Source organism: Streptomyces populi (assembly GCF_002911015.1).
GTDB lineage: Bacteria > Actinomycetota > Actinomycetes > Streptomycetales > Streptomycetaceae > Streptomyces > Streptomyces populi.
The window spans coordinates 42,692-67,245 of the sequence record NZ_KZ626867.1 but is presented as its reverse complement, the minus strand read 5'-3'; the positions used below and the strand labels follow the sequence as shown (position 1 = coordinate 67,245).

Annotated in this window: 25 protein-coding genes, 1 tRNA gene and 1 pseudogene; 15 read left to right on the top strand and 12 right to left on the bottom strand. The window is 69.4% G+C overall.

Translation table 11 applies throughout. The features are described from left to right. Window positions 1–284: 284 nt before the first annotated feature. Entirely contained in the window at window positions 285–800 is a 516-nt protein-coding gene (locus tag CW362_RS16800; protein WP_103550280.1) for a hypothetical protein, read from the bottom strand. A gap of 278 nt (window positions 801–1,078) precedes the next feature. Between CW362_RS16800 and CW362_RS16795 the strand changes: the two genes are divergently transcribed. The 3 genes from CW362_RS16795 to CW362_RS16785 all read left to right on the top strand — a co-directional run bounded on the left by CW362_RS16795 (window position 1,079) and on the right by CW362_RS16785 (window position 3,538). Continuing rightward, window positions 1,079–1,645 (top strand): hypothetical protein, encoded by a 567-nt coding sequence (locus CW362_RS16795; protein WP_103550279.1) that lies wholly within the window; start codon window positions 1,079–1,081, stop codon window positions 1,643–1,645. An 814-nt stretch (window positions 1,646–2,459) separates the two neighbouring features. Continuing rightward, window positions 2,460–2,816, top strand: coding sequence for a PadR family transcriptional regulator (locus tag CW362_RS16790; protein ID WP_240657827.1), 357 nt, complete (start codon window positions 2,460–2,462; stop codon window positions 2,814–2,816). Next, window positions 2,813–3,538 carry a DUF1700 domain-containing protein gene (locus tag CW362_RS16785; RefSeq protein ID WP_103550277.1) on the top strand — a complete coding sequence of 242 codons (726 nt, stop codon included), beginning with the start codon at window positions 2,813–2,815 and terminating at the stop codon, window positions 3,536–3,538. Before CW362_RS16790 ends, CW362_RS16785 begins: the two co-directional genes overlap by 4 nt. A gap of 326 nt (window positions 3,539–3,864) precedes the next feature. Here the strand turns inward: CW362_RS16785 and CW362_RS16780 are convergent, their stop codons facing one another. The 3 genes from CW362_RS16780 to CW362_RS43315 all read right to left on the bottom strand — a co-directional run bounded on the left by CW362_RS16780 (window position 3,865) and on the right by CW362_RS43315 (window position 5,375). Further along, window positions 3,865–4,056, bottom strand: coding sequence for a hypothetical protein (locus CW362_RS16780; RefSeq protein WP_240657826.1), 192 nt, complete (start codon window positions 4,054–4,056; stop codon window positions 3,865–3,867). Between the two features lie 328 nt (window positions 4,057–4,384). Beyond that, the gene (locus CW362_RS16775; protein WP_103550276.1) at window positions 4,385–5,005 is read right to left on the bottom strand and encodes a hypothetical protein; all 621 of its coding nucleotides are present in this window, start codon (window positions 5,003–5,005) and stop codon (window positions 4,385–4,387) included. A 130-nt stretch (window positions 5,006–5,135) separates the two neighbouring features. Further along, a complete protein-coding gene (locus CW362_RS43315) occupies window positions 5,136–5,375 on the bottom strand; it encodes a hypothetical protein (RefSeq protein ID WP_162684103.1) in 240 nt (79 codons plus the stop codon). A gap of 44 nt (window positions 5,376–5,419) precedes the next feature. On the opposite strand from CW362_RS43315, the gene CW362_RS16770 reads away from it, so the two are divergent. The 3 genes and pseudogenes from CW362_RS16770 to CW362_RS16760 form a co-directional block, all read left to right on the top strand. Continuing rightward, complete coding sequence (locus CW362_RS16770; protein ID WP_103550275.1) at window positions 5,420–5,884, top strand: BP74-related protein; 465 nt, start codon at window positions 5,420–5,422, stop codon at window positions 5,882–5,884. A gap of 566 nt (window positions 5,885–6,450) precedes the next feature. Beyond that, entirely contained in the window at window positions 6,451–6,690 is a 240-nt protein-coding gene (locus CW362_RS16765; RefSeq protein WP_103550303.1) for a hypothetical protein, read from the top strand. 126 nt (window positions 6,691–6,816) lie between these two features. Further along, window positions 6,817–7,728, top strand: a pseudogene (locus tag CW362_RS16760) (site-specific integrase); the annotation flags it as partial. A 107-nt stretch (window positions 7,729–7,835) separates the two neighbouring features. On the opposite strand, the gene CW362_RS16755 reads toward CW362_RS16760, so the two are convergent. The 3 genes from CW362_RS16755 to CW362_RS16745 form a co-directional block, all read right to left on the bottom strand. Further along, window positions 7,836–7,909, bottom strand: a tRNA-Pro gene (locus CW362_RS16755). A gap of 28 nt (window positions 7,910–7,937) precedes the next feature. Beyond that, window positions 7,938–8,738: a Pr6Pr family membrane protein gene (locus CW362_RS16750; RefSeq protein WP_103550274.1), complete on the bottom strand. Its 801-nt coding sequence runs from the start codon at window positions 8,736–8,738 to the stop codon at window positions 7,938–7,940. A 361-nt stretch (window positions 8,739–9,099) separates the two neighbouring features. Beyond that, complete coding sequence (locus CW362_RS16745; RefSeq protein WP_103550273.1) at window positions 9,100–10,026, bottom strand: metallophosphoesterase; 927 nt, start codon at window positions 10,024–10,026, stop codon at window positions 9,100–9,102. A gap of 179 nt (window positions 10,027–10,205) precedes the next feature. Here CW362_RS16745 and CW362_RS16740 point away from each other — a divergent pair, with 179 nt between their 5' ends. Then, window positions 10,206–10,670 carry a GatB/YqeY domain-containing protein gene (locus tag CW362_RS16740; RefSeq protein ID WP_103550272.1) on the top strand — a complete coding sequence of 155 codons (465 nt, stop codon included), beginning with the start codon at window positions 10,206–10,208 and terminating at the stop codon, window positions 10,668–10,670. 238 nt (window positions 10,671–10,908) lie between these two features. Here the strand turns inward: CW362_RS16740 and CW362_RS16735 are convergent, their stop codons facing one another. After that, on the bottom strand, window positions 10,909–13,182 hold the full coding sequence (locus CW362_RS16735; RefSeq protein ID WP_103550271.1) for a transglycosylase domain-containing protein: 2,274 nt from the start codon (window positions 13,180–13,182) through the stop codon (window positions 10,909–10,911). Between the two features lie 406 nt (window positions 13,183–13,588). Here CW362_RS16735 and wblA point away from each other — a divergent pair, with 406 nt between their 5' ends. After that, window positions 13,589–13,927, top strand: coding sequence for a transcriptional regulator WblA (wblA, locus tag CW362_RS16725; protein ID WP_028799159.1), 339 nt, complete (start codon window positions 13,589–13,591; stop codon window positions 13,925–13,927). 127 nt (window positions 13,928–14,054) lie between these two features. Here wblA and bagB read toward each other — a convergent pair whose 3' ends face one another. Continuing rightward, complete coding sequence (gene bagB / locus CW362_RS16720) at window positions 14,055–15,467, bottom strand: ATPase BagB (protein WP_103550270.1); 1,413 nt, start codon at window positions 15,465–15,467, stop codon at window positions 14,055–14,057. Next, the gene (bagA, locus tag CW362_RS16715; protein WP_103550269.1) at window positions 15,464–16,441 is read right to left on the bottom strand and encodes an ATPase BagA; all 978 of its coding nucleotides are present in this window, start codon (window positions 16,439–16,441) and stop codon (window positions 15,464–15,466) included. The genes bagB and bagA overlap by 4 nt, the downstream gene beginning before the upstream one ends. A 151-nt stretch (window positions 16,442–16,592) precedes the next feature. Between bagA and CW362_RS16710 the strand changes: the two genes are divergently transcribed. From CW362_RS16710 to CW362_RS16695, 4 genes are all read left to right on the top strand, one after another. Then, window positions 16,593–16,754, top strand: coding sequence for a Sp36 family protein (locus CW362_RS16710; RefSeq protein ID WP_075033571.1), 162 nt, complete (start codon window positions 16,593–16,595; stop codon window positions 16,752–16,754). After that, window positions 16,751–17,221: a RidA family protein gene (locus CW362_RS16705; RefSeq protein ID WP_103550268.1), complete on the top strand. Its 471-nt coding sequence runs from the start codon at window positions 16,751–16,753 to the stop codon at window positions 17,219–17,221. The genes CW362_RS16710 and CW362_RS16705 overlap by 4 nt, the downstream gene beginning before the upstream one ends. Window positions 17,222–17,742: 521 nt before the next feature. After that, the gene (locus CW362_RS16700) at window positions 17,743–18,612 is read left to right on the top strand and encodes an NUDIX hydrolase (protein WP_103550267.1); all 870 of its coding nucleotides are present in this window, start codon (window positions 17,743–17,745) and stop codon (window positions 18,610–18,612) included. Continuing rightward, on the top strand, window positions 18,609–19,439 hold the full coding sequence (locus tag CW362_RS16695; protein WP_103550266.1) for an MBL fold metallo-hydrolase: 831 nt from the start codon (window positions 18,609–18,611) through the stop codon (window positions 19,437–19,439). The genes CW362_RS16700 and CW362_RS16695 overlap by 4 nt, the downstream gene beginning before the upstream one ends. Window positions 19,440–19,487: 48 nt before the next feature. On the opposite strand, the gene CW362_RS16690 is transcribed toward CW362_RS16695, so the two are convergent. Together CW362_RS16690 and CW362_RS16685 are read right to left on the bottom strand one after the other, a co-directional pair. Next, window positions 19,488–20,306, bottom strand: a complete 819-nt coding sequence (locus CW362_RS16690) for a nucleotidyltransferase (RefSeq protein WP_103550265.1) — start codon at window positions 20,304–20,306, stop codon at window positions 19,488–19,490. 154 nt (window positions 20,307–20,460) lie between these two features. Beyond that, window positions 20,461–21,135 carry a Crp/Fnr family transcriptional regulator gene (locus CW362_RS16685; RefSeq protein WP_006382668.1) on the bottom strand — a complete coding sequence of 225 codons (675 nt, stop codon included), beginning with the start codon at window positions 21,133–21,135 and terminating at the stop codon, window positions 20,461–20,463. Window positions 21,136–21,471: 336 nt separating this feature from the next. Here CW362_RS16685 and nth point away from each other — a divergent pair, with 336 nt between their 5' ends. Genes nth through CW362_RS16670 form a run of 3 tightly spaced genes read left to right on the top strand, consistent with a single transcriptional unit; the run spans window position 21,472 to window position 24,530 of the window. Then, the gene (gene nth / locus CW362_RS16680; RefSeq protein ID WP_376450253.1) at window positions 21,472–22,554 is read left to right on the top strand and encodes an endonuclease III; all 1,083 of its coding nucleotides are present in this window, start codon (window positions 21,472–21,474) and stop codon (window positions 22,552–22,554) included. A gap of 52 nt (window positions 22,555–22,606) precedes the next feature. After that, window positions 22,607–23,317 (top strand): NUDIX hydrolase, encoded by a 711-nt coding sequence (locus CW362_RS16675; RefSeq protein ID WP_103550264.1) that lies wholly within the window; start codon window positions 22,607–22,609, stop codon window positions 23,315–23,317. 13 nt (window positions 23,318–23,330) lie between these two features. Next, window positions 23,331–24,530 (top strand): MarP family serine protease, encoded by a 1,200-nt coding sequence (locus tag CW362_RS16670; RefSeq protein ID WP_103550301.1) that lies wholly within the window; start codon window positions 23,331–23,333, stop codon window positions 24,528–24,530. Window positions 24,531–24,554: the final 24 nt, after the last annotated feature.

The following is a 24,554-nucleotide window of genomic DNA, read 5'->3' as shown; positions in this document are numbered from 1 at the left end:
CGCTGGAGCAGGATCAGGGCGGGCCGCGTGGGTGCGGCCCGCCCTACGTCTTGGCCCGCGCAGAGCAAGCCAGATCATTTGCCATCCTCTGTCCTCGGCCTCGGCCTCGGCCTCGGCCTCGGGCACGAGGACGGTTCGGTACAGGCGCGCTACTCGCACATCACCGCACGGATGAGGAATCGGCTCATGGATGAACTGACCGAGCAGCGGGAGGAGTCGTTGGCCGCACGGGCCGCCATGCACCCGCGGTCACCGGTGCGCGCACTCGATGCCTTACTGAGAGCTCACACCGTGAACACCGAGCCGTTCTCCACCACATAGTGCGGACGCCCTTCGCCCGGGCTGAGGAACCGCCAGTCTTCCCGTTCCGGGCGCCCTGCCGGGAACACCTCCAAGGACATGCCGGACGAGAGCATCAGCTGAAGGTCGAACTCGTCGCCGATGCGCACGTGGTCGACGACGGGAGCATCTGCTGCGACGAGCTGCATGACGGTTTTCACGCGGTCGTCGAACCGGCTCGTCCCGATCTCGCCCCCGGCCTCGAATCTCGCTCCGGCCCGCGCGCCCGGAGCATGGAGATCGCCCTCCTGGACCACCGTGGAGACGCCGTTGAGCAGCCGCCAGCGGCACTGCAAGTGCAGCGACATCTCCGGGTGGACTGTGTGCTCGCCACGGTGGTCCACCCATGGCACGTCATCACCGAACGTGAGCCAGACGAGCGTCGCGGCCCGGCCGATGGCCGTGAACGGCCGTCCCTCCAGCTCGCGCAACGCGGCGCGAGTGGCCTCAAGACCGGTCACAGTGGTCTCATCCCTCCTCGGCGCCGACGAACCCGAGTGCCGGCCGAAGGGAGGCATCGGAGTCACAGGATACGGACGCAAGGCCCGAGAACCTGGGGAATTACGTGACCATGGCCCATGAGGAATTACGTGACCGTCCACATGAAGCCCGGGGGAGCGGAATTGCTGGCTCTGACGGGGGATCTTGTGATGTCGTAGGACGTGGAGCGCGAGATCACCCACCCCTTACCTGGTTGGGTGGGTCCGTTCATGCCGTGGTGACCTCTCACCTTGGTTCCATGGGAGAGACGGACGCGAGAGGCCGGGCCGAGTTGCCGCACGAGGATGTCTGCGACGGTGAGCACGGTACCCGCGCGCGGTGCCTGCCCGAGTCGTGGATGTGCGATGTCTTCCATCCCGACGGCAGCCTGAGGGACATTCGGGTCCTCGACACGACCCGCGGCGAGTGGATCGCTGTCCTCGATCGCCTACGTGCTGTGGCTGACGAGACCGAGGTCGAGCACCCCTACCCGCAGCTCGATCCGGCTCATCCCGCCTTCACCGACCTCTTCCGCCTCTGGGCAGATGACCCCGAGGGCGAGGCAACGGCTTTCTCTTTCCGGGCCCGTTTCGGCGCCGTGTGGTTCTTCGCCCTGCCTTGTTTCGAGGAGGAGATCGAGTTCTCGCTCTGGCCCGAGGACGTCCTCGACGGGGCGGGGGTGGCCGCCGTGCTGCGATTCCTGGTCGAGATCGCGACTGCGAGTCAACGACGGGCTCTGCTGACCGGTGAGATCGTCCGGTACGACCCGGGGATGCCGACGCTGATCTCTCACGACCCCGTCACCGGCCTCACTTCCCACATCTGAAGGGGTGCGTGGAGGTGCCCGCAGTAGGGCTACATCCCCGCACCCGCGGTCACCAGTGCGCTCATGGGGTGGTGGGCGCCGTTCGGTGCCATTCAGCTGCGTTCATGGACGGCTGACCGCTGGCACGGGAACGGCTTCGAGTCTTGGCCGAACGGTCGTGAACGGGGCTGAACGAGACGGAAACTGAGACGGGCGGCGGGGACGGGCTTGCTGACACCTTCGCTTTACCGCGGAGCTCCTGCCGGCTTGCACGCCGACCTGACGTGTCGCTTCGGAGGCGTCGGCAGCCCCCCGCCCAGCCCCGCCTCTCTCGACGGCTCGGCCGCACTCCGCTGGGCCACTCGCAGGCCGCTCTGAGGCCAGTCGTACGTACGGTGCGACAGCGCCGTCGAGCCGGCCGCATCGATGAGCACCTGATACGACCGTCGCCCGTTCGGCCAGTCCAGCCGAGCTGACACCCGCGCCCACGCGCAAGCCCCTCGCACCCGCACCCATAGGGCGGGTGGATCCGTCGGCCTCCACGACCACGTCACTGGCCTCGGGCCGTCACCCTCCCGCCACGGCCGCGCCTCCACCGCATCGGCCGGTACAGGCGCACGGTGCTCCCGGCATTCGATATCGCTCATGCATTCGAATTTAGTGGATGAAGGGGCCCCGGGTGGGCTGGTGGCCGCAGGTGTCGTGCGGGTGACTGGTGGCCTGGAGAAGTCGGATGCCGCTGAGGCCGAAGCGCCGATCCGCATGCATGAGTGCAGGGAATCTGCTGGTCAGGGGCGCCTTGTAATGCATGGCACTGCCACCTAGTATGCATTGCATGGAACCTGGCAAAACATTGAGCCAGCTCCGCAAGGGGGTCCTCGAGTACTGCGTGCTGTCGCTCTTGCGCGACGGCCCGCGCTACGGCACGGAGCTTCTGGGAGAGCTGGCAAACACCGGGGCGCTGGCGACAAGCCAGGGCACGGTGTATCCGCTGCTGACCCGGTTGCGACGCGAGGAACTGGTGACGACCGACTGGAGCGAGTCGCCCAGCGGACCGCCGCGGCGCTACTACGCCCTGACGGACAAGGGCCGCACGGCGCTCGCTGACTTCGCCGTCGTGTGGGCGGAGTTCACCCAGGCGGTCGACCGCCTCATCACCCCCGACCAGCACGCCGACCGGAGAGCACCGTGAAGACCACCACCCACCCCGAGATACGCCGCTACCTGGCTGCCGTCGACCGCGCCGCCTCCGCGCTGCCCGCCGGCCGACGCAAAGAGCTGCTGGCCGATCTCTCGGAGCACGTCGACGTCGCCCTGGCCGAACGCCCCGGTGAACTCGACCAGATCCTCGCCGAACTCGGCGACCCCCAGGACATCGCGGCCACCGCGGTGCGCGAAGACGCCGAATACGACGACCCCGACCAGCGGCGCGGCAATCCGCGCACCGTTCTGGCGCTGCTTGCGGTCGGCTCAGCGATGGGCTTGTTGACCGCGGCGCCGCACTCCGACGTACTGAACTTCCCGATCCTCGTCGTCACGGTTGCCGGGCTCGTCGCCTTGGCCATGTCGGCCTGGTGGTCCACCGCACGCAAGTCGATCTTCGTCGCTTGGTTCATCCTGCCGAACCTGCTTCTGCGCGTCATCGACCAGGCCTTCGGCCTTGGACATCCAGTCCACGTCGCCGAGTCCTGCATCTCGGTGGTCCTCCGGGCCGGCATCCTCGTGTGGCTGTGGCGCCACCGGGTCACCCCCGACGGCCCCGGCCGCATTGCCTTCCGCCTCCCCCGCTGGGCACGCATTCTGCTGTGGAGTTTGCTGGCTCTCTTCCTCACCATCGAAGTCTTCATGTGGATCTCCGCCTTCGCCGTCACTGACGGTCTGTCCTCGGTGAAGGAAGGCACCCTGAACCCCTGACCCACCACGTCACGGGAAAACGGATAGTCGAAGGGCCCCGCCGTTAACGGCGGGGCCCTTCGGTGTCGTGTCTGGTGCCGATGGCGAGCCCACATGACGGTGGCGGCGCTGAGGGAGGCGGAGCCTCACGCGGCCTAGAGCGGGCTCAGAGCGCTGCACCCTTCTGATCCGTAGCTCTAGAGAGAGCGGTCAGCGGCGGTCATACAGGCCGCACTTCGGGCACAGGGAGGTGCTACAGGATGGGACGGTTTCTGTGGTTGCTGTACTTCGCTGCTGTACCGCCGCCTCAGGAAGTCTCGTGAGTACAGGGACAGGCCCGCATGCCTCTACAGACCGCGCAATGCCTCGTACAGATTGTTGCAGGCTGCCCAACAGATGACACTGCCGTCGTCGTACAGGCTGCCCATGTACCAGTCGTCGTCATGGACAGGCTTCACAAGGCACAGGTCGTGGAATCCGAGAACGATCTCCGGGTGCAGCGCCTCGTCGGGGGCTCCGGGGCGCCCTACCCATTTCACCGCCCGGTTTGGCCCCAGGGCGACAGCCTCTTTGTCCCCGGATACGTCGCGGATCTGTTGAAGGGACCATCCCGGGGGTAGCCGCGCGTCTGCCATACACGGATGATCTCACCCGCCAGATATGGAGCACCGCTTTAGGAGTTCGATTCATGGAGCACGTGGGCTGCTTGGGCCCGTGCTGGCCGAGTGAAACAGCATCCAGCTTTGGACGCGCGGATCTGTGGTCGTCTGACGACGTTGATGTCAACTGGTGATGTCAGAGCCAGTCGAGTTGGGCCACCTCGGACGCTTCTGGAGCTCTGCTGCATACCGTGTCTGGGCATGTAGCTCAGCAATGGAGTGGCGGACCGATGACGGTCTGACCAATCTGCTCGGCGAGCCAGGACGCGTGGCGTTCCTCGTATCCGTCGCCGTTTCTGCGGCGGACGTGCACGAGGACAGTGTGCCCATCGATGCGCTCGTCCAGTTCACGTGTGGCGGCGTTGAACAGCACGGATACCTCGGCATGTTTGAAGTCCGCGTACAGGCCGGCTTCCGGAACCTCCGGCCATTCCAGAAAGTCCCAGAGGATCTCCGCCACGTGCCCGGCTGCCACGGCCGTGAACCTGTCCTCAATACTTCCCACCGGCTGATCCTTCACCGATGCCCAGAGAGGAAGATGCGCCGACCAGAGAGCGGGATCGGTGGAGAGCTGGGGCGCCTGGATTGTGTGGTGCAGCCCCGTTGTGTCGTCTGAATCGCGGACCCAGTCCTCAAGGTCTTCCCTCCTGAACCAGGCGTCGGGCAGCGCCTTCCTGGCGTGGAGTACGTCCTCGACGGTGCGGAGTTCGGCGTCCACATGTACCCGCGAGTACTGCTGAATACCCACCGTGAGTAGTTGGCGTGCCACTCGGAGCGCTGACGCGGGATCGTTGGTGCGGAAGATGGGATAGGCGACGTCGACAGACATGCGCGCACCCTGCCACGCCGAGCCCCGATCGCCCACGGGACCCCCTCGATGCGAACTATGGGCACGAAGGTTGATGAGGTCAGCCGGACTGGTGAACCGGTCGCCAAGCGCTGGTGGCGGTCGGCTGCGGTCATATCAGTTGCTGTACTCCGCTGCTGTACAGCGCCAGCTTGGAGGCGCCGCATGCGGGTGGCGGCTGTCCCGGCAACTCCCTGACCGTGTGCCAGTGCCGCACAGTCAGGGCGTAGCCGAGGACGGTGGCGATGCCGCAAAGAAGCAGCGGCAGCATGAGGCCATCGGCATATGCGGCGACACCGAGCGCGCCCTCGGCATGATTACTCAATGTTACTGATTCAATCCGCTTGGTCACTAGTCGTGACGTGCACGACGCCCGTAACCAAGGAGAGAACCCCCATGCGACGCATGCTCACCAAGGCGGCCGGCCTGGCCGCCGTCGGCGTGCTGGCCTTCGTCACGGCACAGCCCACCCAGGCCAACACCCTCAGCAAGCAGCCCGGCCACGCCGCCGCCGAGGGCTCCGCGTACTTTGTGATGACCGACATCACGCGGGAGGAATTCGTCATCAAGCTGACCAAGCCCGGGGACATCGAGCACGCCCGGGAACTCGTCAGCGGGCAGACCACCGACCGTCCCCACGTGTTCACGCGGATCGTCAAGCGGCAGGCTCCCTACAACCCGCGCTGGAGCTACCACAACAGCCCCGACAACACGGAATTCTTCGACCAGGCCTTCGAAGTCTGTGACGCGACCATCCCGTACGTCGAGGACTATCTCGACGAAGCCGGCGGCGCCTTCCTGCCCGGCCTGGCCTGGTGCGACTGGACCTCGCGCCTCATCAGGGAAATCCCCGCCCCGTAGCTGACCGACAAGGCCGGCCGGCGCCGTACCCTCACGACGCCCCGACTCACGCAGGGCTGCTCGGGCCGACCGTTCGCGATCGGCCCGAGCGCATGTGCCCTATGGTCCCCCTGACCATGCCTCCCCGAGGACAGTCGCACTCCACAAGAACGCCCTGAGTTGCTGACTGCTGCCGACGGACAGTCTGTAAGCCTGCCGGTTTCGCCTTCCCGGGTTCAAATCCTGGCGCCGCCACCCTAACGGGAAACCGCGAGGTCGGTGGAGTGGCTTTGGGCGGGAGTTGCCATGGGGCGAGTGATCATGGCTCCGTAATCTTCCCGTGAGTTGGAACGGCTCTTGACCAGGTAAATCGGTCAGGGGCCGCTCTCATGAGCGTCGTCCGCCAGCGACCGCGGCTCCCTGCTGCTTCCCGACCGAACGGGCACGGGAGAGGCACGTTGACCGGCGATCTCTGCTCAACCCGTAGATTCCCGCTGTTCCCCCATTGGTCCTCTTTGCTTCGGGCGCGTGGGGGACGCGCCTATAACGAGTCGTACCTTCTAGCGGTCGTGATCGTTGCAGCGGACATGCGAAAGATCATCATTGCTGCCACGCTCGCTATGGCCACCACGGCCATGGCCGCCCCTGCCCACGCCGACAACGACAGTAACTTCGGGGGAGGCGTCAACGCTGCGAACCTCTGGAACTTCACAGCAGCAGCCGTCTGCCTCCAGGAAGTAGCCGTGGTGCCCGTCCTGGGCAATTACGTCAGCGACCACGTAAACAACTGCTCGAACGGAAACGTGATCGACCACTCCGGCCGTTAGCCGCTCCCCTCACCCACCACACACCCCAGCTCCCATCCCGTCCGCCGTCGACCCACACACCGTGGAGCGGGCGTGGTTCTCGCCCTCTCATGGCAGCGTCCGCTGTCCGGCCGGTGGCCTGGTGCGGGATCAGCGAGCCTCGACCCCAGCACGGTCGAGACGGTGACGCTCCTGAGCGAGAAGCACGTCATTCCCTCGCTCGGCGCCCGTAAGCTCCGCGACCTCAGTGCGGAGGATGTGGACCGCTGGCTCTCCGCCAAGGCCAAGACCCTCAGCACCCGCACGCTCCAGTCGCTTCACTCGTGCCTGAACCGCGCCGTCAAGCGGGCCATGGCGCGGGACAAGGTGAAGCGGAACGTCGTCGAGCTGTGCTCGGTGCCGCAGGGGCAGGCGGGGCGGCCGTCCAAGACGCTCACCTTCGCTCAGGCCGAGGCGGTTCTGAAGGGGGCCGAGGGGACTTCGATGTACGCGTACATCGTCGTGGCCCTGCTGACCGGGGCCCGGACCGAGGAGCTGCGGGCCCTCACCTGGGACCACGTCTTCCTCAAGGGGCGGCCGGACCTCGAACCGGCGCAGCCTCCGCACATCGCCGTGTGGCGTTCGGTCCGGCGGAGCGGGGACACCAAGACCCGGAAGTCCCGGCGCACGCTCGCCCTGCCGGGGCGCTGTGTCGAAGCGCTCTGGCGGCAGTTCGAAGATCAGGGCTGGGACCGGCTCGCCGCCGACGAGGAGTGGGAGGAGCACGGGCTCGTCTTCTCCTCGGCCGTCGGCAAGCCGCTCGACGCCGCCGACGTCCGCCGCGCCTTCCGCCAGGCGCTCAAGGGCATCGACGGGATCAACGCCGACGAGTGGACGCCCCGGGAGCTCCGGCACAGCTTCGTGTCCCTGCTCTCCGACCGCGGCGTCCCGCTGGAGGAGATCTCCCGGCTCGTCGGGCACTCCGGTACGGCCGTGACGGAGGAGGTCTACCGGAAGCAGATCCGGCCCGTGATCCAGACCGGTGCCGTGGCCATGGACGGCATCTTCGGCACCGACTGACGAAGGCCGTAGGAACTCGGGAATCGATAGTCACGCAGTTGGACACGCAGCAAAGCCAGAGGGCCCTTACCGATCCGGTAAGGGCCCTCTGGCCTGCTACTCAGCTGTCGGGGTGGCGGGATTTGAACCCACGACCTCTTCGTCCCGAACGAAGCGCGCTGCCAAGCTGCGCTACACCCCGATCGTCGCTGCTCTCGCGGCGACGTCGTTTACTTTAGCCCACCGTTGGCCTGAGACGAAATCCGGTTTTCTGGGCCTCGGACGCGGCGTCGGACCGGGTCGGGGCGTACGTGGTCGAGGACGACGACGAGGAGGCCCAGGGCGTAGAAGGCGACGCCCAGGACGGCGGTGTTGCCGAGGACGCCTCCGTAGCCGTGCCGGTCCACGTCGACGAAGGGGTAGAGGTGGCGCGCCGGGGTGCCAGGTGTCGGCATCGCGCCGCGGGCGAGGCAGAAGGCCAGGTAGGCGAGGGGGTAGATCAGCCACGTCGCCGCGTTGCGCAGGGCCAGGGGGGTCGGGCGGGTCAGCAGCAGCCAGTCGAGCACCACGGCGATCGGCGTGACCGTATGGAGGAGCTGACCGGCGACCGCGTGCCAGCCGGAGAGCGTGTCGTTGCCTCCGGCCATGGAGAACGGGGTCGACTCGGTCGTCAGGATCAGGTGATGAACCAGGCCCGTGATCGAGGCGTAGATCAGTGTGCCGCCGGTCAGCACCCCGGGCAGGGGTCTGCGCGCCGACCAGGCCCGGCGGGCCGACGCCGCGAAGACCACGGCGACGAGCAGGTTGGTCTGGATCGTGAAGTAGCTCAGTACCCGTGTCGGGGCGCCCAGCTTCATTTCGATGGCCACGCCCGTCGCCGCCGCGAGGGCCACCAGGACGCGGTAGACCGCCGCGGCCGGGCGACGGGAGGGAGCCACCACCGCCGTCGCGGGGACGAAGGAGTGGGTCGACGGGATGACGCCCGGTATCGCGGGGAGATCGGGTATGTCCCTCGGCATGGGGGTGATCATGCCCTCACGCTAGGCGGATCGGGGCATTCGGGCGATATGGGTCGGCCGGGTGGGTTACAGGGCTGTTCGGCGGCATCGTCCGGTGGCACTGTTCGGTCACGGTTCGCGTCGGCGGGACTCCGCAGCGTCTCCGGCTCGCGGCGGCCGGGCCCGCGCCGTCAGGGGCCTGCCCGGTCCGATGGGATCACCCGTTCTCGGCTCGCCCGGTCATGATCTGCCCCCGGCCGGGGCCTGCCCCTGGACATGACCGTCACCGGCAATGGCACGGTCCCGGTCGCCGTACGGCCCCGACCGTTGCGCGGGCCCCGGCCGCCGCCCTCCGGCTGTCCGACCGGGTGTCGCCCTCAGGGCCCCTGAACCCCTACTGCCGTTCCACCAGCGTCAGCAGTGACGCCTCCGGCGGGCAGGCGAAGCGGACCGGCGTGTAGCGGCTCGCGCCGCAGCCCGCCGAGACGTGCATGTACGAGGTCCGGCCCTCCGCCGTATGTCTGGAGAGGCCCTTGACGCGGTCCGTGTCCAGGTCGCAGTTCGTGACGAAGGCGCCGTAGAAGGGGAGGCAGATCTGGCCGCCGTGGGTGTGGCCCGCCAGGATCAGGGGGTAGCCGTCGGCGGTGAAGGCGTCCAGGCTGCGCAGGTACGGGGCGTGCACCACACCCATCGAGAAGGCGGCGGACTCGGACGGTCCGCCGGCCACGCGTGCGTAGCGGTCACGCTTGATGTGCGGGTCGTCGAGGCCGGTCAGCTCGATCTCCGTGCCCTCTATCTTCAGCGTTCCCCGGGTGTTCGTCAGGTTCAGCCAGCCCGCGGTGTCGAAGCCGTCGCGCAGGTCCTCCCACGGGTTGTGGACGGCGCCCACGACCGGCTTGTTGCCGTTCAGCCCGTGGCGGCCCGCCGCCTTCTCGAACAAGTAGCGGGCGGGGTTGCGGAGCGTGGGGCCGTAGTAGTCGTTCGAACCGAAGACGTAGGCGCCCGGGAACTCCATCAGGGGGCCGAGCGCGTCCAGTACCTCGGGCACGCCCTCCGGGTCCGAGAGGTTGTCCCCGGTGTTGATCACGAAGTCGGGCCGCAGGCCGGCCAGGGAGCGCAGCCAGCGCTGCTTCTTGCGCTGTCCGCTCACCATGTGGATGTCCGAGACCTGCAGGACGCGCAGCGGCCGCATCCCCGGCGGCAGGACCGGCACGGTCACCCGCCGCAGGCGGAAGGAACGGGCCTCGAACCCCGCCGAGTACAGCAGACCGGCGGCACCCACCGCCGTGATTCCCAGGGGTACTTTGTATCGCGCGCGCATGCGCCCATCGTGTCAGACTCCGGCGAGCCCTCTCACCCGCCTGTGGACAGCCCGGAAGCCCCGCCCGGGATCGCGGGGGAGGGGGGCGGGGGGTGGTCCCGGACGGCTTCCGGGTGACCGTCGGGCGCGCTGCGAAATCAACAGGCGTCCGCATCACCGCACCTGCGACACTTGGCGGCATGACCACGCTCAAGTCGAAGTTGCAGGAAGACCTCAACGCCGCGATCAAGGGGCGCGACGAGCTCCGCTCCTCGACGCTCCGGCTGACCCTCTCCGCGATCACCAATGAGGAGGTCGCGGGCAAGTCCAAGCGCGAACTCTCCGACGACGAAGTGCAGAAGGTGATCGCCCGCGAGGCGAAGAAGCGCCGCGAGGCCGCCGAGGCCTTCACGCAGGGCGGGCGTTCCGAGTCGGCCGAGCGTGAGCGGGCGGAGGGCGAGATCCTCGCCGTGTACCTGCCCAAGCAGCTGTCCGACGACGAGCTTCGCGCGATCGTCGCCCAGGCCGTCGAGGAGGCCAAGGCGGCCGGTGCCGAGGGTCCGCGCGCGATGGGTGCCGTCATGAAGATCGTGAACCCCAAGGTGGCCGGGCAGGCCGAGGGCGGCCGTGTCGCCGCCGTCGTGAAGCAGTTGCTCGCGGGCTGACGTTCTCGTTCGTTCCCGGGCCGACGGTGACACCGGCGCGGGTGAGTGCTTCACGGCCTCACGGGTCTCACGGGCGGATGCCGCATGAGGCTCGTCCCCATGACGCGTTCGCCTCGCGGACGTACGTCCCACCGTGGTCCGCCCGTCCCGCGACACCCCTTACGCAGAACGCCCCGTGGGCCAGGATCGACTCCTGGCCCACGGGGCGTTCGGGCGCTCACGCGCTTCCGGTGAACGGTCAGCGCTGGCCGCCGTTGCCGTTTCCGTTGCCGCTGTTGGTGTTGCCCTGGATGAAGCCGTCCGGGAAGGAGAAGGAGGGCGTCGGGAACGTCACTCCGCCATTGCTCTGGCCGAAGATGGTGTTGCCGGTGGTGTTGTCGTTCCCCCGGCCACCGTGACGGCCGCGGCCGCGGTTGTCGTCGTCCTGGCCCTTGTCCCTGACCGGGTCGGGAATGTTGACCAGGTTGAAGGACGGGGCGTCCTTGCCCTCGAGCGCGCCCGTCATCAGGTCCCGCCAGATCGGGCCGGGGACCTGACCGCCGTACACCTTGTCGTGCCAGACGCCGCCGATCTGGATGCCCGTCATCTGGACCTGCTGGGTGGCGCTGCCGACCCAGACGGCACCGGAGAGGTTCGGCGTGTAGCCGACGAACCAGGCGTTCTTGCGCGAGTCGGTGGTACCCGTCTTGCCGGCGTTGTCGCGGTCGGCGAGACCGGCCTGCTGGCCCGTGCCGGAGTCGATCACGCCGCTCAGCAGGCTGTTGACGGTGTCCGCGGTCGTCTCGGACATGGCCCGCGAGCAGGTCGACTTGGGCACGTCCAGGGACTTCTCGCGCTCACCGACCTGCTGGCTGATCGACTCGATGGCGATCGGGGTGCAGTACATGCCGCGGGAGGCGAAGGCGGCGTAGGCCGTGGCCATGGTGAGCGGCGAGATGCCCTTGGCGCCCAGGGCGATGGAGGGCACCTCGGGCAGCTTGTCGCCGTTGCCCTGGACCACGCCGAGCTTGTCGATCTGGTTCATCACCGGGCACAGACCGATGTCGGAGATCATCTGCACGAAGTAGGTGTTGACCGACTTGGCCATCGCCTCCTTCAGCTGGTACGGGCCCTTCTCGGACGCGCTCTCGTTCGGGACCTGCTCGTTCGCCTGGTTCGTCCACGGCTTGCTGCCGCAGGTCTGCACCGGGCTGGGGTACGGCATCTTGTTCGGCGAGGAGTACTCCTGCGTCGCCGGCCGGCCCTGCTCCAGCGCCGCCGCGGCCACGAACGGCTTGAACGTCGAACCGGTCGGGAAGCCGTAGTTCGAGCCGCCCATGGCGTAGTCGACCGAGTAGTTGTACTCGGTCTCGTTCTTCCCGTAGCCGTACGGCTTCGACTGGCCCATCCCGAGGATCTTGCCCGTGCCGGGCTCGACCAGGGTGGCCGCCGCGGCGACCTTGTCGGACTTGTAGACGTGATCCTTCAGCGAAGCCTGGATCGACGCCTGGGACTGCGGGTCGAGCGTGGTACGGATCGTCAGGCCGCCCTGGTTCCAGACCTTCGCCCGCTCCTCCTTGGTCTTGCCGAAGACCGGATCGCTCAGGAAGACCTTCTCCACGTACTTGCAGAAGAAGCTGGCGCCCTTGATGGCCGTGATGCAGCCGTTCTTCGGCTGGCTGACGTGCAGCCCGAGCTTCGTCGCCTTGGCGGCGTCGGCCTGCTCCTGGGAGATGTCGTGCACCTCGGCCATGCGCTGCAGCACGGTGTTGCGGCGCTTGAGGGCCTCCTCCTCGTCGTTGACCGGGTCGTACCGGCTGGGCGACTGGACGATGCCCGCGAGCAGCGCCGCCTCCTGGAGGTTCAGCTTCTTGGCGGGCTTGGAGAAGTACCGCTGGGAGGCGGCCTCGATGCCGTACGCCTGCTCCCCGAAGAACGTGATGTTCAGGTAGTTCTCGAGGATCTTCTTCTTGCCCAGCTTCTCTTCCAGCTGGATCGCGTACTTGAGCTCGCGGATCTTGCGGCCGATGGTCTGCTGGGTGGCCTGGGCGACCTTGGTCGGGTCGTCGCCGGCCTCCTCCACGAAGTAGTTCTTCACCAGCTGCTGGGTCAGGGTGGAGGCGCCCTGGGCCACGCCGCCGTTCTGCGCGTTCTGGTTGACCGCGCGCAGGACGCCCTTCAGGTCGATCGCGCCGTGCTGGTAGAAGCGCGAGTCCTCGATCGCGACGATCGCCTTCTGCATGTAGGGCGAGATGTCCTTGAGGTCGACCACCGTGCGGTCGCGCGAGTAGACGGTCGCGATCTGACCGCCCTTGCTGTCCAGGATCGTCGTCCGCTGACTCAGCGACGGACTCTTCAGATTGTCCGGAATGTCATCGAACCCCTGGGCCGAGCCCTTGACCGCCAGACCGAGCGCGCCCGCGGCGGGCAGCGCGATTCCGGCCATGACGGCGCCCGCGAGCACGCTGACACCGAGGAACTTGGCGGCCTGCTGCGTAGGGGACAGACCACCACCCGAGCGCTTCTTTGGCATGAGGGCAGCCTACGTTCTCATTCGCCGGACACGCGTATATGCCTTGGCCTAAGCTGCTCTCAACTGTCACAGCAGTGCGGCCACGTATCAATACGTCCGGCGACCCCGAATCGTTCCGGAGGTTCCGCGTTCCTGTGGAGCAGGTGTCCGAATCAGCCTCGTGTGTCATATGACGTCCGTTGTGACGAGACCGAATCGTCCCGGTCTGTCGGGATGGTCGCGCATGTCCTCGGCTCACTCCCCCGGGTGATCTGCCGCTTACGCATAGTCCGTTCGGGCCATTCAAGATTGGGCCCGAAGGGGGTGTTGCGCTGTGCCCACCTTCCGTAACGTCCTCAACTGGCGGCGGTGAATATGCCGCTGCCGCCGTGGGGGAGCCTCGAATTCGGGAGAGGACGGCGCCGGTATGGGCTGGGTAACCGACTGGAGTGCGCAGGCGGCCTGCCGCACTACCGATCCGGACGAACTGTTCGTTCAAGGAGCAGCGCAGAACAGGGCCAAGGCAGTGTGCACCGGATGTCCGGTTCGCACGGAGTGCCTCGCCGACGCGCTCGACAACCGCGTCGAATTCGGCGTATGGGGTGGCATGACCGAGCGCGAGCGCCGCGCGTTGCTGCGTCGGCGGCCGACCGTCACCTCGTGGCGTCGCCTGCTCGAGACCGCGCGCACGGAGTACGAGCGCGGGGCGGGCCTGCTGCCCCTCGACGAGGAAGAGGTGTACGAGCGCTACGCGGCGGTGGGCTGAGGGGGCCTTCCCGCCCCGTCGGCGGCCAGGACGCCGCCCAGGGCCCCTCAAGCGCCCCTGCGGGCCCTCCCGGGCCCGTTCGGTGCCGCGGGGGCCGGGCGAGGGCGCCCTTCGGGCGCCTCCGCGCTCAGCTTTCGGGAAGCTCCGGCCGGTGGGCCGCGAGCCGGTTCCCGATGTCCCGCAGCCCCGCGAGATCGTGTACGTCGCCGGGCAGCGCGGCCACTTCGGCCACCGGCACCTCCGGGTGGCGCGCGGCGAAGCGGTCACGTGTGCGCTGCTCGCGGGAGAGCAGCTGCATGCGCTCGGCGTGGAGCCGCAGCAGGCCTGCGGTGAGCTGGTCGATGGACCGCTCGGGGTCCGTGGTGGCGGTCCTGTCCGTAGCGGTGGGGTGGTCCGTGCCGGCCGTCCTGTCCGTGGGGGCGGGGGAGCCTTCGTCAGGAGCTGGTGACCCGGAAGCCGGTGATTCTGAACTGCCGTACGTGCCGGGAGAGTTACGAAGTCCAGCTTTCCCGTCCGCCTGATCCACAATGCGGGCGTCGGCAAGATTTTCTGCGGCGGTGGTTCCAGGGCCCCCGGCACCGTCCGCTCCGGGATTTTCCGCGTCGGCGGAATCGAGGTCCTCCGCGGCGGCGAGCGCCCGCTCGGCGGACAGCTGGGCGGCCCCGCTGCCGTGCACCCGGTTGAGCACCAGCCCGGCGAACGGCATCTTCTCCGCGGCCAGCCGCTCCACGAAGTACGCGGCCTCGCGCAGCGCGTCCCGCTCGGGCGCCGCCACCACAAGGAACGCGGTGCCGGGCGCCTGGAGCAGCTTGTACGTGGCGTCGGCCCGGGTGCGGAAACCGCCGAAGGTGGTGTCCATGGCCGCGACGAACGTCTGCACGTCCTTGAGGAGCTGGCCCCCGAGCAGCTTGCCCAGGGTGCCCGTCATCATCGACATCCCGACGTTCAGGAACTTCATGCCGGCCCGGCCGCCCAGCTTCGCCGGAGCCGTCAGCAGCCGGATCAGCCGCCCGTCGAGGAAGGAACCGAGCCGCTTCGGGGCGTCCAGGAAGTCCAGTGCCGAGCGGGACGGCGGAGTGTCGACCACGATCAGGTCCCACTCGTCGCGCCCCCGCAACTGGCCCAGCTTCTCCATCGCCATGTATTCCTGCGTGCCCGCGAAGCCCGCCGAAAGCGACTGGTAGAAGGGGTTGTTGAGGATGGCCGCCGCCCGGTCGCCGTCCGCGTGCGCCTCGACGATCTCGTCGAACGTGCGCTTCATGTCGAGCATCATGGCGTGCAGCTCGCCGGTCCCCTCGACGCCCTTCACCCGGCGCGGGGTGTTGTCGAGGGAGTCGATGCCCATGGACTGCGCCAGCCTGCGCGCGGGGTCGATGGTGAGCACCACCACCTTGCGGCCGCGCTCCGCGGCACGCAGCCCGAGCGCCGCCGCCGTGGTCGTCTTGCCGACGCCGCCCGACCCGCAGCACACCACGATGCGGGTTTCCGGGTCGTCGAGCAGCGGGTCGAGATCGAGGACGCGGGCGGGGTCCAGACTCATGACATCCCTTGCTTACGCAGCTGTGCGGCCAGTTCGTACAGGCCCGCCAGGTCCAGGCCCTCGGCGAGCAGCGGGAGTTCGTGCGACGGCAGGCCCAGTTCGGCCAGCACGCTCCGCTGTTCGGTCTCCAGCGTGTACCGCTCGGCGTACTCCTCGGCCTGCTGGAGAAGCGGGTCCACCAGGCGCTCGGCGAGCCCGCCGCGGCGCGCGCCGCCGAGGCCGGCCGAGGAGAGCGACTTGGCGATCGCCGAACGCGAAGCGGCCTTCGCCAGCTCCAGGTCGACACCGTCGAGGAGTGCCGGGCGCACCATGTTCACGATGATCCGGCCCACGGGAAGTTTCGCGGCGCGCAGCTCCGCGATCCCGTCCGCGGTCTCCTGTACGGGCATCTCCTCCAGCAGCGTCACCAAGTGGACCGCCGTCTCCGGAGACTTGAGGACGCGCATGACGGCCTGGGCCTGATTGTGTATCGGGCCGATCTTGGCGAGGCCGGCGACCTCGTCGTTGACGTTCAGGAAGCGGGTGATGCGGCCGGTGGGCGGCGCGTCCATCACCACGTAGTCGTACGTGAAGCGGCCGCTCTTCTCCTTGCGCCGCACCGCCTCGCAGGCCTTGCCGGTCAGGAGCACGTCCCGCAGCCCGGGCGCGATGGTGGTCGCGAAGTCGATCGCGCCGAGTTTTTTCAGGGCGCGGCCGGCTCCGCCCAGTTTGTAGAACATCTGGAGGTAGTCCAGCAAAGCCAGTTCGGGGTCGATGGCGAGGGCGTACACCTCCCCGCCCCCTGGAGCGACGGCGATCTTCCGCTCCTCGTAGGGCAGCGCTTCTGTCTCGAAGAGCTGCGCGATGCCCTGTCTGCCCTCGACCTCGACCAGGAGGGCGCGCTTGCCCTCGGTCGCGAGGGCGAGCGCGAGGGCTGCGGCCACCGTGGTCTTGCCGGTACCGCCCTTGCCGCTGACGACCTGGAGCCTGCTCACGTATTCGAGCCTAACCAGTCCGCCGCCGGAGTAAGCAGGAGGCTGTGGACAAGCGGTGCTGTCGGTGGCGTGGCGGCGGGTGGGTGGGGCGGTCGGCTCGGGTGGGTGGCAGGGCGGGAGGCTGTGGTCGGCAGCGGATACAGTCGGCCACATGACCAAATGGGAATACGCCACCGTGCCGCTGCTCGTCCACGCCACGAAGCAGATTCTGGACACCTGGGGCGAGGACGGCTGGGAGCTCGTCCAGGTCGTGCCCGGCCCCAACAACCCCGAGCAGCTCGTGGCCTACCTGAAGCGCGAGAAGTCCGCGTGAGCGGGGCCGTCGAGGCGAAGCTCGCCGAACTCGGACTGAGCCTTCCGGACGTCGTTCCGCCGCTGGCCGCGTACCAGCCCGCCGTGCAGTCGGGTGTGTACGTGTACACCGCCGGGCAGCTTCCGATGGTGGACGGGAAGCTGCCCGTCACCGGGAAGGTGGGGGCCGAGGTCACGGCCGAGGAGGCCAAGGAACTGGCCCGTACGTGCGCGCTGAACGCCCTCGCGGCGGTGAAGTCGGTCGTGGGTGACCTCGACCGCATCGCGCGTGTCGTCAAGGTCGTGGGCTTCGTGGCCTCGGCGTCGGACTTCACCGGGCAGCCGGGTGTGCTGAACGGCGCGAGCGAGCTGCTGGGTGCCGTACTGGGCGACAAGGGCGTGCACGCCCGGAGCGCGGTCGGCGTGGCCGTGCTGCCGCTGGACGCGCCGGTGGAGGTCGAGATCCAGGTGGAGCTCGCTCAGGCGTAGGTCTGTCGGGCGGCTCCGGCTCCGGCCCCGGCTCCGGCTTCGGTCCGGTGGGTGGGGCGGGGCCGTGCCGGTGCATCAGCCCGTCGCCGTCGGACAGAGATGTGAGCGTCGGTGGCGACGGGCATCGATGTACCGGCACGGCCCCTCACGCCGGATCCCGGCCGCGGGTGTGTCGTGGTGACGGGTATTGGGGTGCCGGTGCGGCCCCTTCCGTCGGATTCCGGCCGCGGGTGTGTCGTCGTGACGGGTAGCGGGGTGCCGGTACGGCCTCTTCCGTCGGATTCCGGCCGCGGGTGCGTCGTGGTGACGGGTAGCGGGGTGCCGGTACGGCCTCTTCCGTCGGATCCCGGCCGCGGGTGCGTCGTGGCTGGGGAGAGCCGGCCCCTCCGGTGTTTGAGGAGCGGTGGTCCGGGGGCGGGGGTCTGCGGGCGGAGTTCCTGGGTTCGGGTCGGGAGGGGCGAAAAGGGCTTGTGGGGCGGTGAGGTCTCGAACATCCGCCCGGCTCGGGATAGCCTCCGGCCATGGGGAATGGGCAATGGTTTCCGGCGGAGTGGCCGGAGCGGATCCGGGCGCTCGCTGAGGGCACGCTGACGCCGGTCGCGCCCCGGCGCGCCGCCACGGTGATGCTGGTCAAGGACAGCGGGTCCGGCCCTGTGGTCCACATGCTGCGCCGACGCGCCTCCATGGCCTTCGCCGGAGGCGCGTACGCCTATCCGGGCGGTGGCGTGGACCCGCGTGACGACGAGCACCAGATCCGCTGGGCGGGGCCCACGCGCGCGTGGTGGGCTCGGCGGCTCGGCGTGGACGAGACATCGGCCCAGGCCGTCGTCTGCGCGGCCGTACGGGAGACGTACGAGGAGGCGGGCGTCCTGCTCGCCGGCCCCAGCCCGGACAGCGTGGTCGGAGACACCACGGGGGACGACTGGGAGGCGGACCGGGCGGCCCTGGTCGCCAGGGACCTGTCCTTCGCCGAGTTCCTCGACCGCAGGGGGCTCGTGCTCCGCTCGGACCTGCTGGGAGCCTGGGCCCGCTGGATCACCCCTGAGTTCGAGTCCCGCCGCTACGACACGTGGTTCTTCGTGGCCGTCCTCCCGGAGGGCCAGCGCACGCGGAACGCCTCCACGGAGGCCGACCGTACGGTGTGGATCCGCCCGGCCGACGCGGCGGCCGGATACGACAAGGGCGAGCTGCTGATGATGCCGCCCACCATCGCGACCCTGCGCGGGATCGTGGAGTACGAGAGCTCCGCCGCCGCCCTCGCCGGCGCGGCCGACCGTGATCTGACCCCCGTTCTGGCCGAGGCGCGCCTGGAGGACGGCGAGGTCGTCCTCTCCTGGCCCGGGCACGACGAGTTCACCAAGCACATCCCGACCGGCGGAGCCCCCGCATGACCGACGCAGCAGCCCTCCCCGGCCAGCCGCGGGGCACGGTCCTCTCCGGTCCCGCCACCGCGCGCGCGGTGAACGTCCTCGCCCCCAACGCGTCCGCGATGACCCTGGACGGCACGAACACGTGGATCGTGTCCGAGCCGGACTCCGAGCTCGCGGTCGTCATCGACCCGGGCCCCCTGGACGACGTGCATCTGCGCAATGTCCTGGACACGGCCGAGAAGGCCGGGAAGCGTGTCGCGCTGACCCTGCTCACGCACGGACATCCCGATCATGCGGAGGGCGCGTCGCGCTTCGCCGAACTGTCGGGGACCGCCGTGCGCGCCCTGGACCCCGCGCTGCGGCTCGGGGACGAGGGGCTGGCCGCGGGAGACGTGATCAGCCTCGGCGGGCTCGAACTGCGCGTCGTGTCGACTCCCGGGCACACCGCCGACTCGCTGTGCTTCCACCTCCCGGCCGACCGGGCCGTGCTGACCGGGGACACCGTCCTGGGCCGCGGTACGACCGTGGTGGCCCATCCCGACGGGCGCCTGGGCGACTATCTCGACTCCCTGCGCCGGCTCCGCTCGCTGACGGTCGACGACGGCGTGCACACCGTCCTGCCCGGTCACGGACCGGTCCTCGACGACGCGCAGGGCGCGGTCGAGTTCTACCTCGCCCACCGTGCCCACCGGCTCGCCCAGGTCGAGACCGCCGTCGAGGACGGCCTCCGGTCGCCGCAGGAGGTCGTCGCCCGCGTCTACGCGGACGTGGACCGGTCGCTGTGGCCCGCGGCCGAACTGTCGGTGCGGGCGCAGATGGACTATCTGCGGGAGCACGGGCTCATCTAGGGCACGTGTCCGGGGTCGTGGCGCCCTGCGGGGCCTTTGGAGGGGTCTTCAGGGGCGGGGCGTCTTGATGCCGTGCACGCGCGCGTACTCCCCGGCCAGCCACGGTCCCAGCTCGTACGCGTACGAGTGGAGCACGGCCGGGTCGCCGGTCGGTTCGTATCCGCGTACGGCCGCGCCGCGCATGTCGGCGGCCCGTTCCGGGTAGTACGCGCCGAACGCCCCGGCCATCTCCCCGAGGTCGCTGGTCCAGCCGTTCCAGCGCGGCATGACGAGCGTGAAGCCGGTGCGGACGAGGTGCCGGGACATCGAGCGGACCAGCGGGCGCCTGGCCTCGTCACTGTCCGCGGCCGCGGCGATTCGTTCGCGCCAGCGCGGCAGGAGCAGGGCGAGGTCGCCGTTCGTCTCGCGGGCCAGCAGCGCGTCGGGGCGGTAGCGCGGCAGCCGTTCGGCCAGGTCCTCGCCCAGGAGCGGGGTGCAGAGGCAGGCGACGAACCAGCCGAGGTCGTGGGTCTCCAGGTCGCTCAGCAGCCGCGCACGGCTGAACAGGAGCGTTCCCACTCCGTCGATCTCGGTGAACTCCTCGTCGAGCGCCGCTTCGAGCGCGCGGGCGTCGGCGCGGTCCGTGCCGGTCGGCTCGTCCCGCAGGGACAGCAGCAGGTCGAGGTCGGAGCGTCCCACGCGCGCGGTACCGCGCGGGATCGAGCCGTAGAGGTACGCGCCGTCCAGCCGGGCCCCGAAGACGTCCTGGAGGCGCTCACGGGCCGCCACGACGACGGGCCGGAAGGCGTGCGGGACGAGCGCGAGTGATCCCTCGCGCTCGATGTACCCCCGGGCGTCGAGTCCTCTGCGGTGCCTCTGTGCGGCCATGCGCCCACTGTGCCGGGAAGGGCTGCCGCGGCGCAGATCATTTACGGCCGCGCGGTCGGCTCGGACGGCCGCGCCCGCGGCCGGTCCGGGGGACACGCCGACGGGGTCCCGCCTCGGAAGGAGGCGGGACCCCGTCGGCGTACGGACGGAAACGTCAGCGCGAGCGCTTGGCGAGCCTCTCCACGTCCAGGAGGATCACCGCGCGGGCCTCCAGGCGGAGCCAGCCGCGGCCCGCGAAGTCGGCGAGCGCCTTGTTGACGGTCTCGCGGGAGGCGCCGACCAGCTGGGCCAGCTCCTCCTGCGTGAGGTCGTGCACGACGTGGATGCCCTCTTCGGACTGCACGCCGAAGCGGCGCGACAGGTCGAGCAGGGCGCGCGCGACACGGCCGGGCACGTCGGAGAAGACCAGGTCGGACATCTGGTCGTTGGTCTTGCGCAGGCGCCGGGCGACGGCGCGCAGCAGGGCGGCGGCCACCTCGGGCCGCGCGTTCAGCCACGGCTGGAGATCGCCGTGGCCGAGGCCGAGCAGCTTGACCTCGGTGAGCGCGGTGGCGGTCGCCGTGCGCGGGCCCGGGTCGAACAGCGACAGTTCGCCGATCAGCTCACCGGGGCCGAGGACGGCCAGCATGTTCTCGCGCCCGTCGGGGGAGGTGCGGTGGAGCTTCACCTTGCCCTCGGTGACCACATAGAGGCGGTCGCCGGGGTCGCCCTCATGGAAGAGGGCGTCGCCTCGCGCGAGGGTCACCTCACTCATGGAGGCGCGGAGCTCCGCGGCCTGCTCGTCATCGAGCGCCGCGAAGAGCGGGGCGCGCCGCAGAACGTCGTCCACGAGTTCTCTCCTTGTCGGCCTGCTCAGGGGATCTTGCTCCCCCTTGGTACCAGGGGACCGTGTTCCCCATCTTGCCGGACGGTCCAAACAGTGTGATCAGTCACAAGTCTGCCGCACTGACGTCCCAACCAGTGCGGCAGGGGGCCAATTGGGGGCCGATCTTCGGGGTCCGGGGCGGATGCCGGTGCCGGGCTTTAGGCTGGCCGGGTGTCCAAAACGCCGGTGAGAGCACAGGCCAAGGGGGCTGGGCGGGTGGCCGCAGACCACGATTCCGCTGTGGGTGAACAGGCCCCCGACGGAACCAAAGAGACGACAGAAGAGACAGAAGCGACACCGGTGAAGGCGGTGCGGAAGACGGGGCCCGAGGCCGCGTCCGCGGGGGCGTCGGCGTCGGCCGGCGGGAAGAGCGCGAAGAGCGCGAAGAAGGCCGCCCCTCGGACCGCCAAGAAGGTGACACCCGCGAGAACGGCCGCCGGGAAGGCGGCAGGGGCGGCCTCCAAGAAGGCGGCCGCCGGGGGAACCGCCGCCGGGAAGGCCGCTCCGGTGAAGGCGGCTCCCAGGAAGGCGGCTTCCAAGAAGGCGGCGTCCGGTGAGGCGGTCTCCGCGAAGGCGGCGCCCGTGCGGCCCGCCGCCGCACCGCCGCGCGACGAGTCGCACACCGCCCTCGTCCGCCGGGCCCGCCGCATCAACCGCGAACTCGCCGAGGTGTACCCGTACGCCCACCCGGAGCTGGACTTCGAGAACCCCTTCCAGCTCGTCGTCGCCACGGTCCTGTCCGCCCAGACCACCGACCTGCGGGTGAACCAGACGACGCCGGCGCTCTTCGCCAGGTACCCGACCCCCGAGGACCTCGCCGCGGCCGACCCGGAGGAGGTCGAGGAGATCCTGCGCCCGACCGGGTTCTTCCGGGCCAAGACCAAATCCGTCATAGGACTCTCCAGGGTCCTGCGGGACGACTTCGGGGGCGAGGTGCCCGGCCGTCTCGAAGACCTCGTGAAACTGCCCGGGGTGGGCCGCAAGACCGCCTTCGTCGTGCTCGGCAACGCCTTCGGGCGGCCCGGGATCACCGTCGACACCCACTTCCAGCGGCTCGTGCGACGCTGGAGGTGGACCGCGGAGACCGACCCGGACAAGATCGAGACGGCCGTCGGCGGACTCTTCCCGAAGAGCGAGTGGACCATGCTGTCGCACCACGTGATCTTCCACGGCCGCCGCATCTGTCACGCCCGCAAGCCGGCTTGCGGCGCCTGCCCCATCGCCCCGCTCTGCCCGGCGTACGGGGAGGGCGAGACCGACCCCGAGAAGGCGGAGAAGCTCCTGAAGTACGAGAAGGGCGGCTTCCCCGGACAGCGGCTCAACCCTCCGCAGTCCTACCTGGACGCGGGCGGCAGGCCCGCACCCCCGCTGGGCGCCGGATGACGGAACGAACACGGCCTCGGCGGGCGTTGGGAACAGCAGAACGGGGGTGGCGATGAAGCACGCAGGCGGCACACAGGACGCGAGCAACACGCAGGGCGGGCCGATGCTCAGCAAGGACGGTCTGCCCGGGTGGCTGGGGCCGGTCGCGCGGGTCGCGGAGACCGTGGAACCCCTCCAGCTGAGCCGCTTCCTGCCGCCGGCCAACGGCGCGGGCCGCCAGTCCGCGGTGCTCATCCTCTTCGGCGAGGGCCCGCGCGGTCCCGAGCTGCTGCTCATGGAGAGGGCGGGCACCCTCAGATCGCACGCCGGACAGCCCTCCTTCCCGGGCGGCGCCCTCGACCCCGAGGACGGCGACCCGACGGCCGACGGGCCGCTGAACGCCGCCCTGCGCGAGGCCGAGGAGGAGACCGGTCTCGACCCGAGCGGCGTCCAGCTCTTCGGCGTCCTGCCCAAGCTGTACATCCCGGTCAGCCGTTTCGTGGTGACCCCGGTCCTCGGCTGGTGGCGCCGCCCGACGCCGGTCGGCGTCGTCGACCCGGGCGAGACGGCCCGGGTCTTCACCGTCCCCGTGGTGGATCTCACGGACCCCGCCAACCGCGCGACCACCGTGCACCCCAGCGGTCACCGAGGCCCGGCATTTCTGGTCGAATCGGCCCTGGTCTGGGGTTTCACGGCCGGGGTGATCGACAAGATCCTGCATTTCGCGGGCTGGGAGCGCCCGTGGGACCGCGAGAAGCAGGTCCCGCTCGACTGGCGCGCGTGACAAGGTGACCTTCGTGAATGTGCTGGACATCCTGTTGCTGGTCGCCGCCGTGTGGTTCGCGATCGTTGGCTACCGCCAGGGCTTCGTCGTCGGCATCCTGTCGGTGATCGGTTTCCTGGGCGGCGGCCTCGTCGCCGTCTATCTGCTCCCGGTCGTCTGGAGCTGGACGACCGACGACAGCAAGGTGAGCACGACCGCCGCCGTCGTCGCCGTGGTCGTCGTCATCGTCTGCGCCTCCGTCGGCCAGGCGCTCACCACACACCTCGGCAACAAGCTCCGTCGGTACATCACCTGGTCCCCGGCCAGAGCCCTGGACGCGACCGGCGGCGCCCTCGTGAACGTCGTGGCGATGCTGCTCGTCGCCTGGCTGATCGGCTCCGCCCTCGCCGGCACGACGCTCCCGACGCTCGGCAAGGAGGTCCGCAACTCCAAGGTGCTGCTGGGGGTTTCGCGCGCGCTTCCCAGCCAGGCCAACACCTGGTTCGCCGACTTCTCCTCGGTCCTCGCGCAGAACGGCTTCCCGCAGGTCTTCAGCCCGTTCGCCAACGAGCCCATCACAGAGGTCCAGCCGCCCGATCCCCAGCTCGCCGCCAGCCCCGTCGCCACCCGCTCGCAGAACTCCATCGTCAAGGTCATGGGCACCGCCCAGAGTTGCGGCAAGGTCCTCGAGGGCACCGGTTTCGTCTTCAGCGACCGCCGTGTGATGACCAACGCGCACGTGGTCGGCGGAGTCGACGAACCCACCGTCCAGATAGGCGGCCGGGGCAAGAAGTACGACGCCACGGTCGTCCTCTACGACTGGGAGCGCGACATCGCCGTACTCGACGTGCCGAACCTGAAGGCGCCCGCGCTGCGGTTCAGCACCGGGGACGCGAGCAGCGGTGACAGCGCGATCGTCGCCGGGTTCCCGCAGAACGGCTCGTACAACGTCCAGCCCGCGCGCGTGCGGGGCCGCATCACGGCCAACGGCCCGGACATCTACCACCGCAAGACGGTGCGCCGCGATGTCTACTCGCTGTACGCGACGGTGCGTCAGGGCAACTCCGGCGGACCGCTGCTGACACCCGAGGGCAAGGTGTACGGCGTGGTCTTCGCGAAGTCGCTCGACGACGCCGAGACCGGCTACGCGCTCACCGCGGACGAGGTCCGGCAGGACATCGCCAAGGGGCGTACGGCCGACCAGCAGGTGGACAGCGACAGCTGCGCGCTCTGACCGGTGGGCGGGGCCTCGACCGCA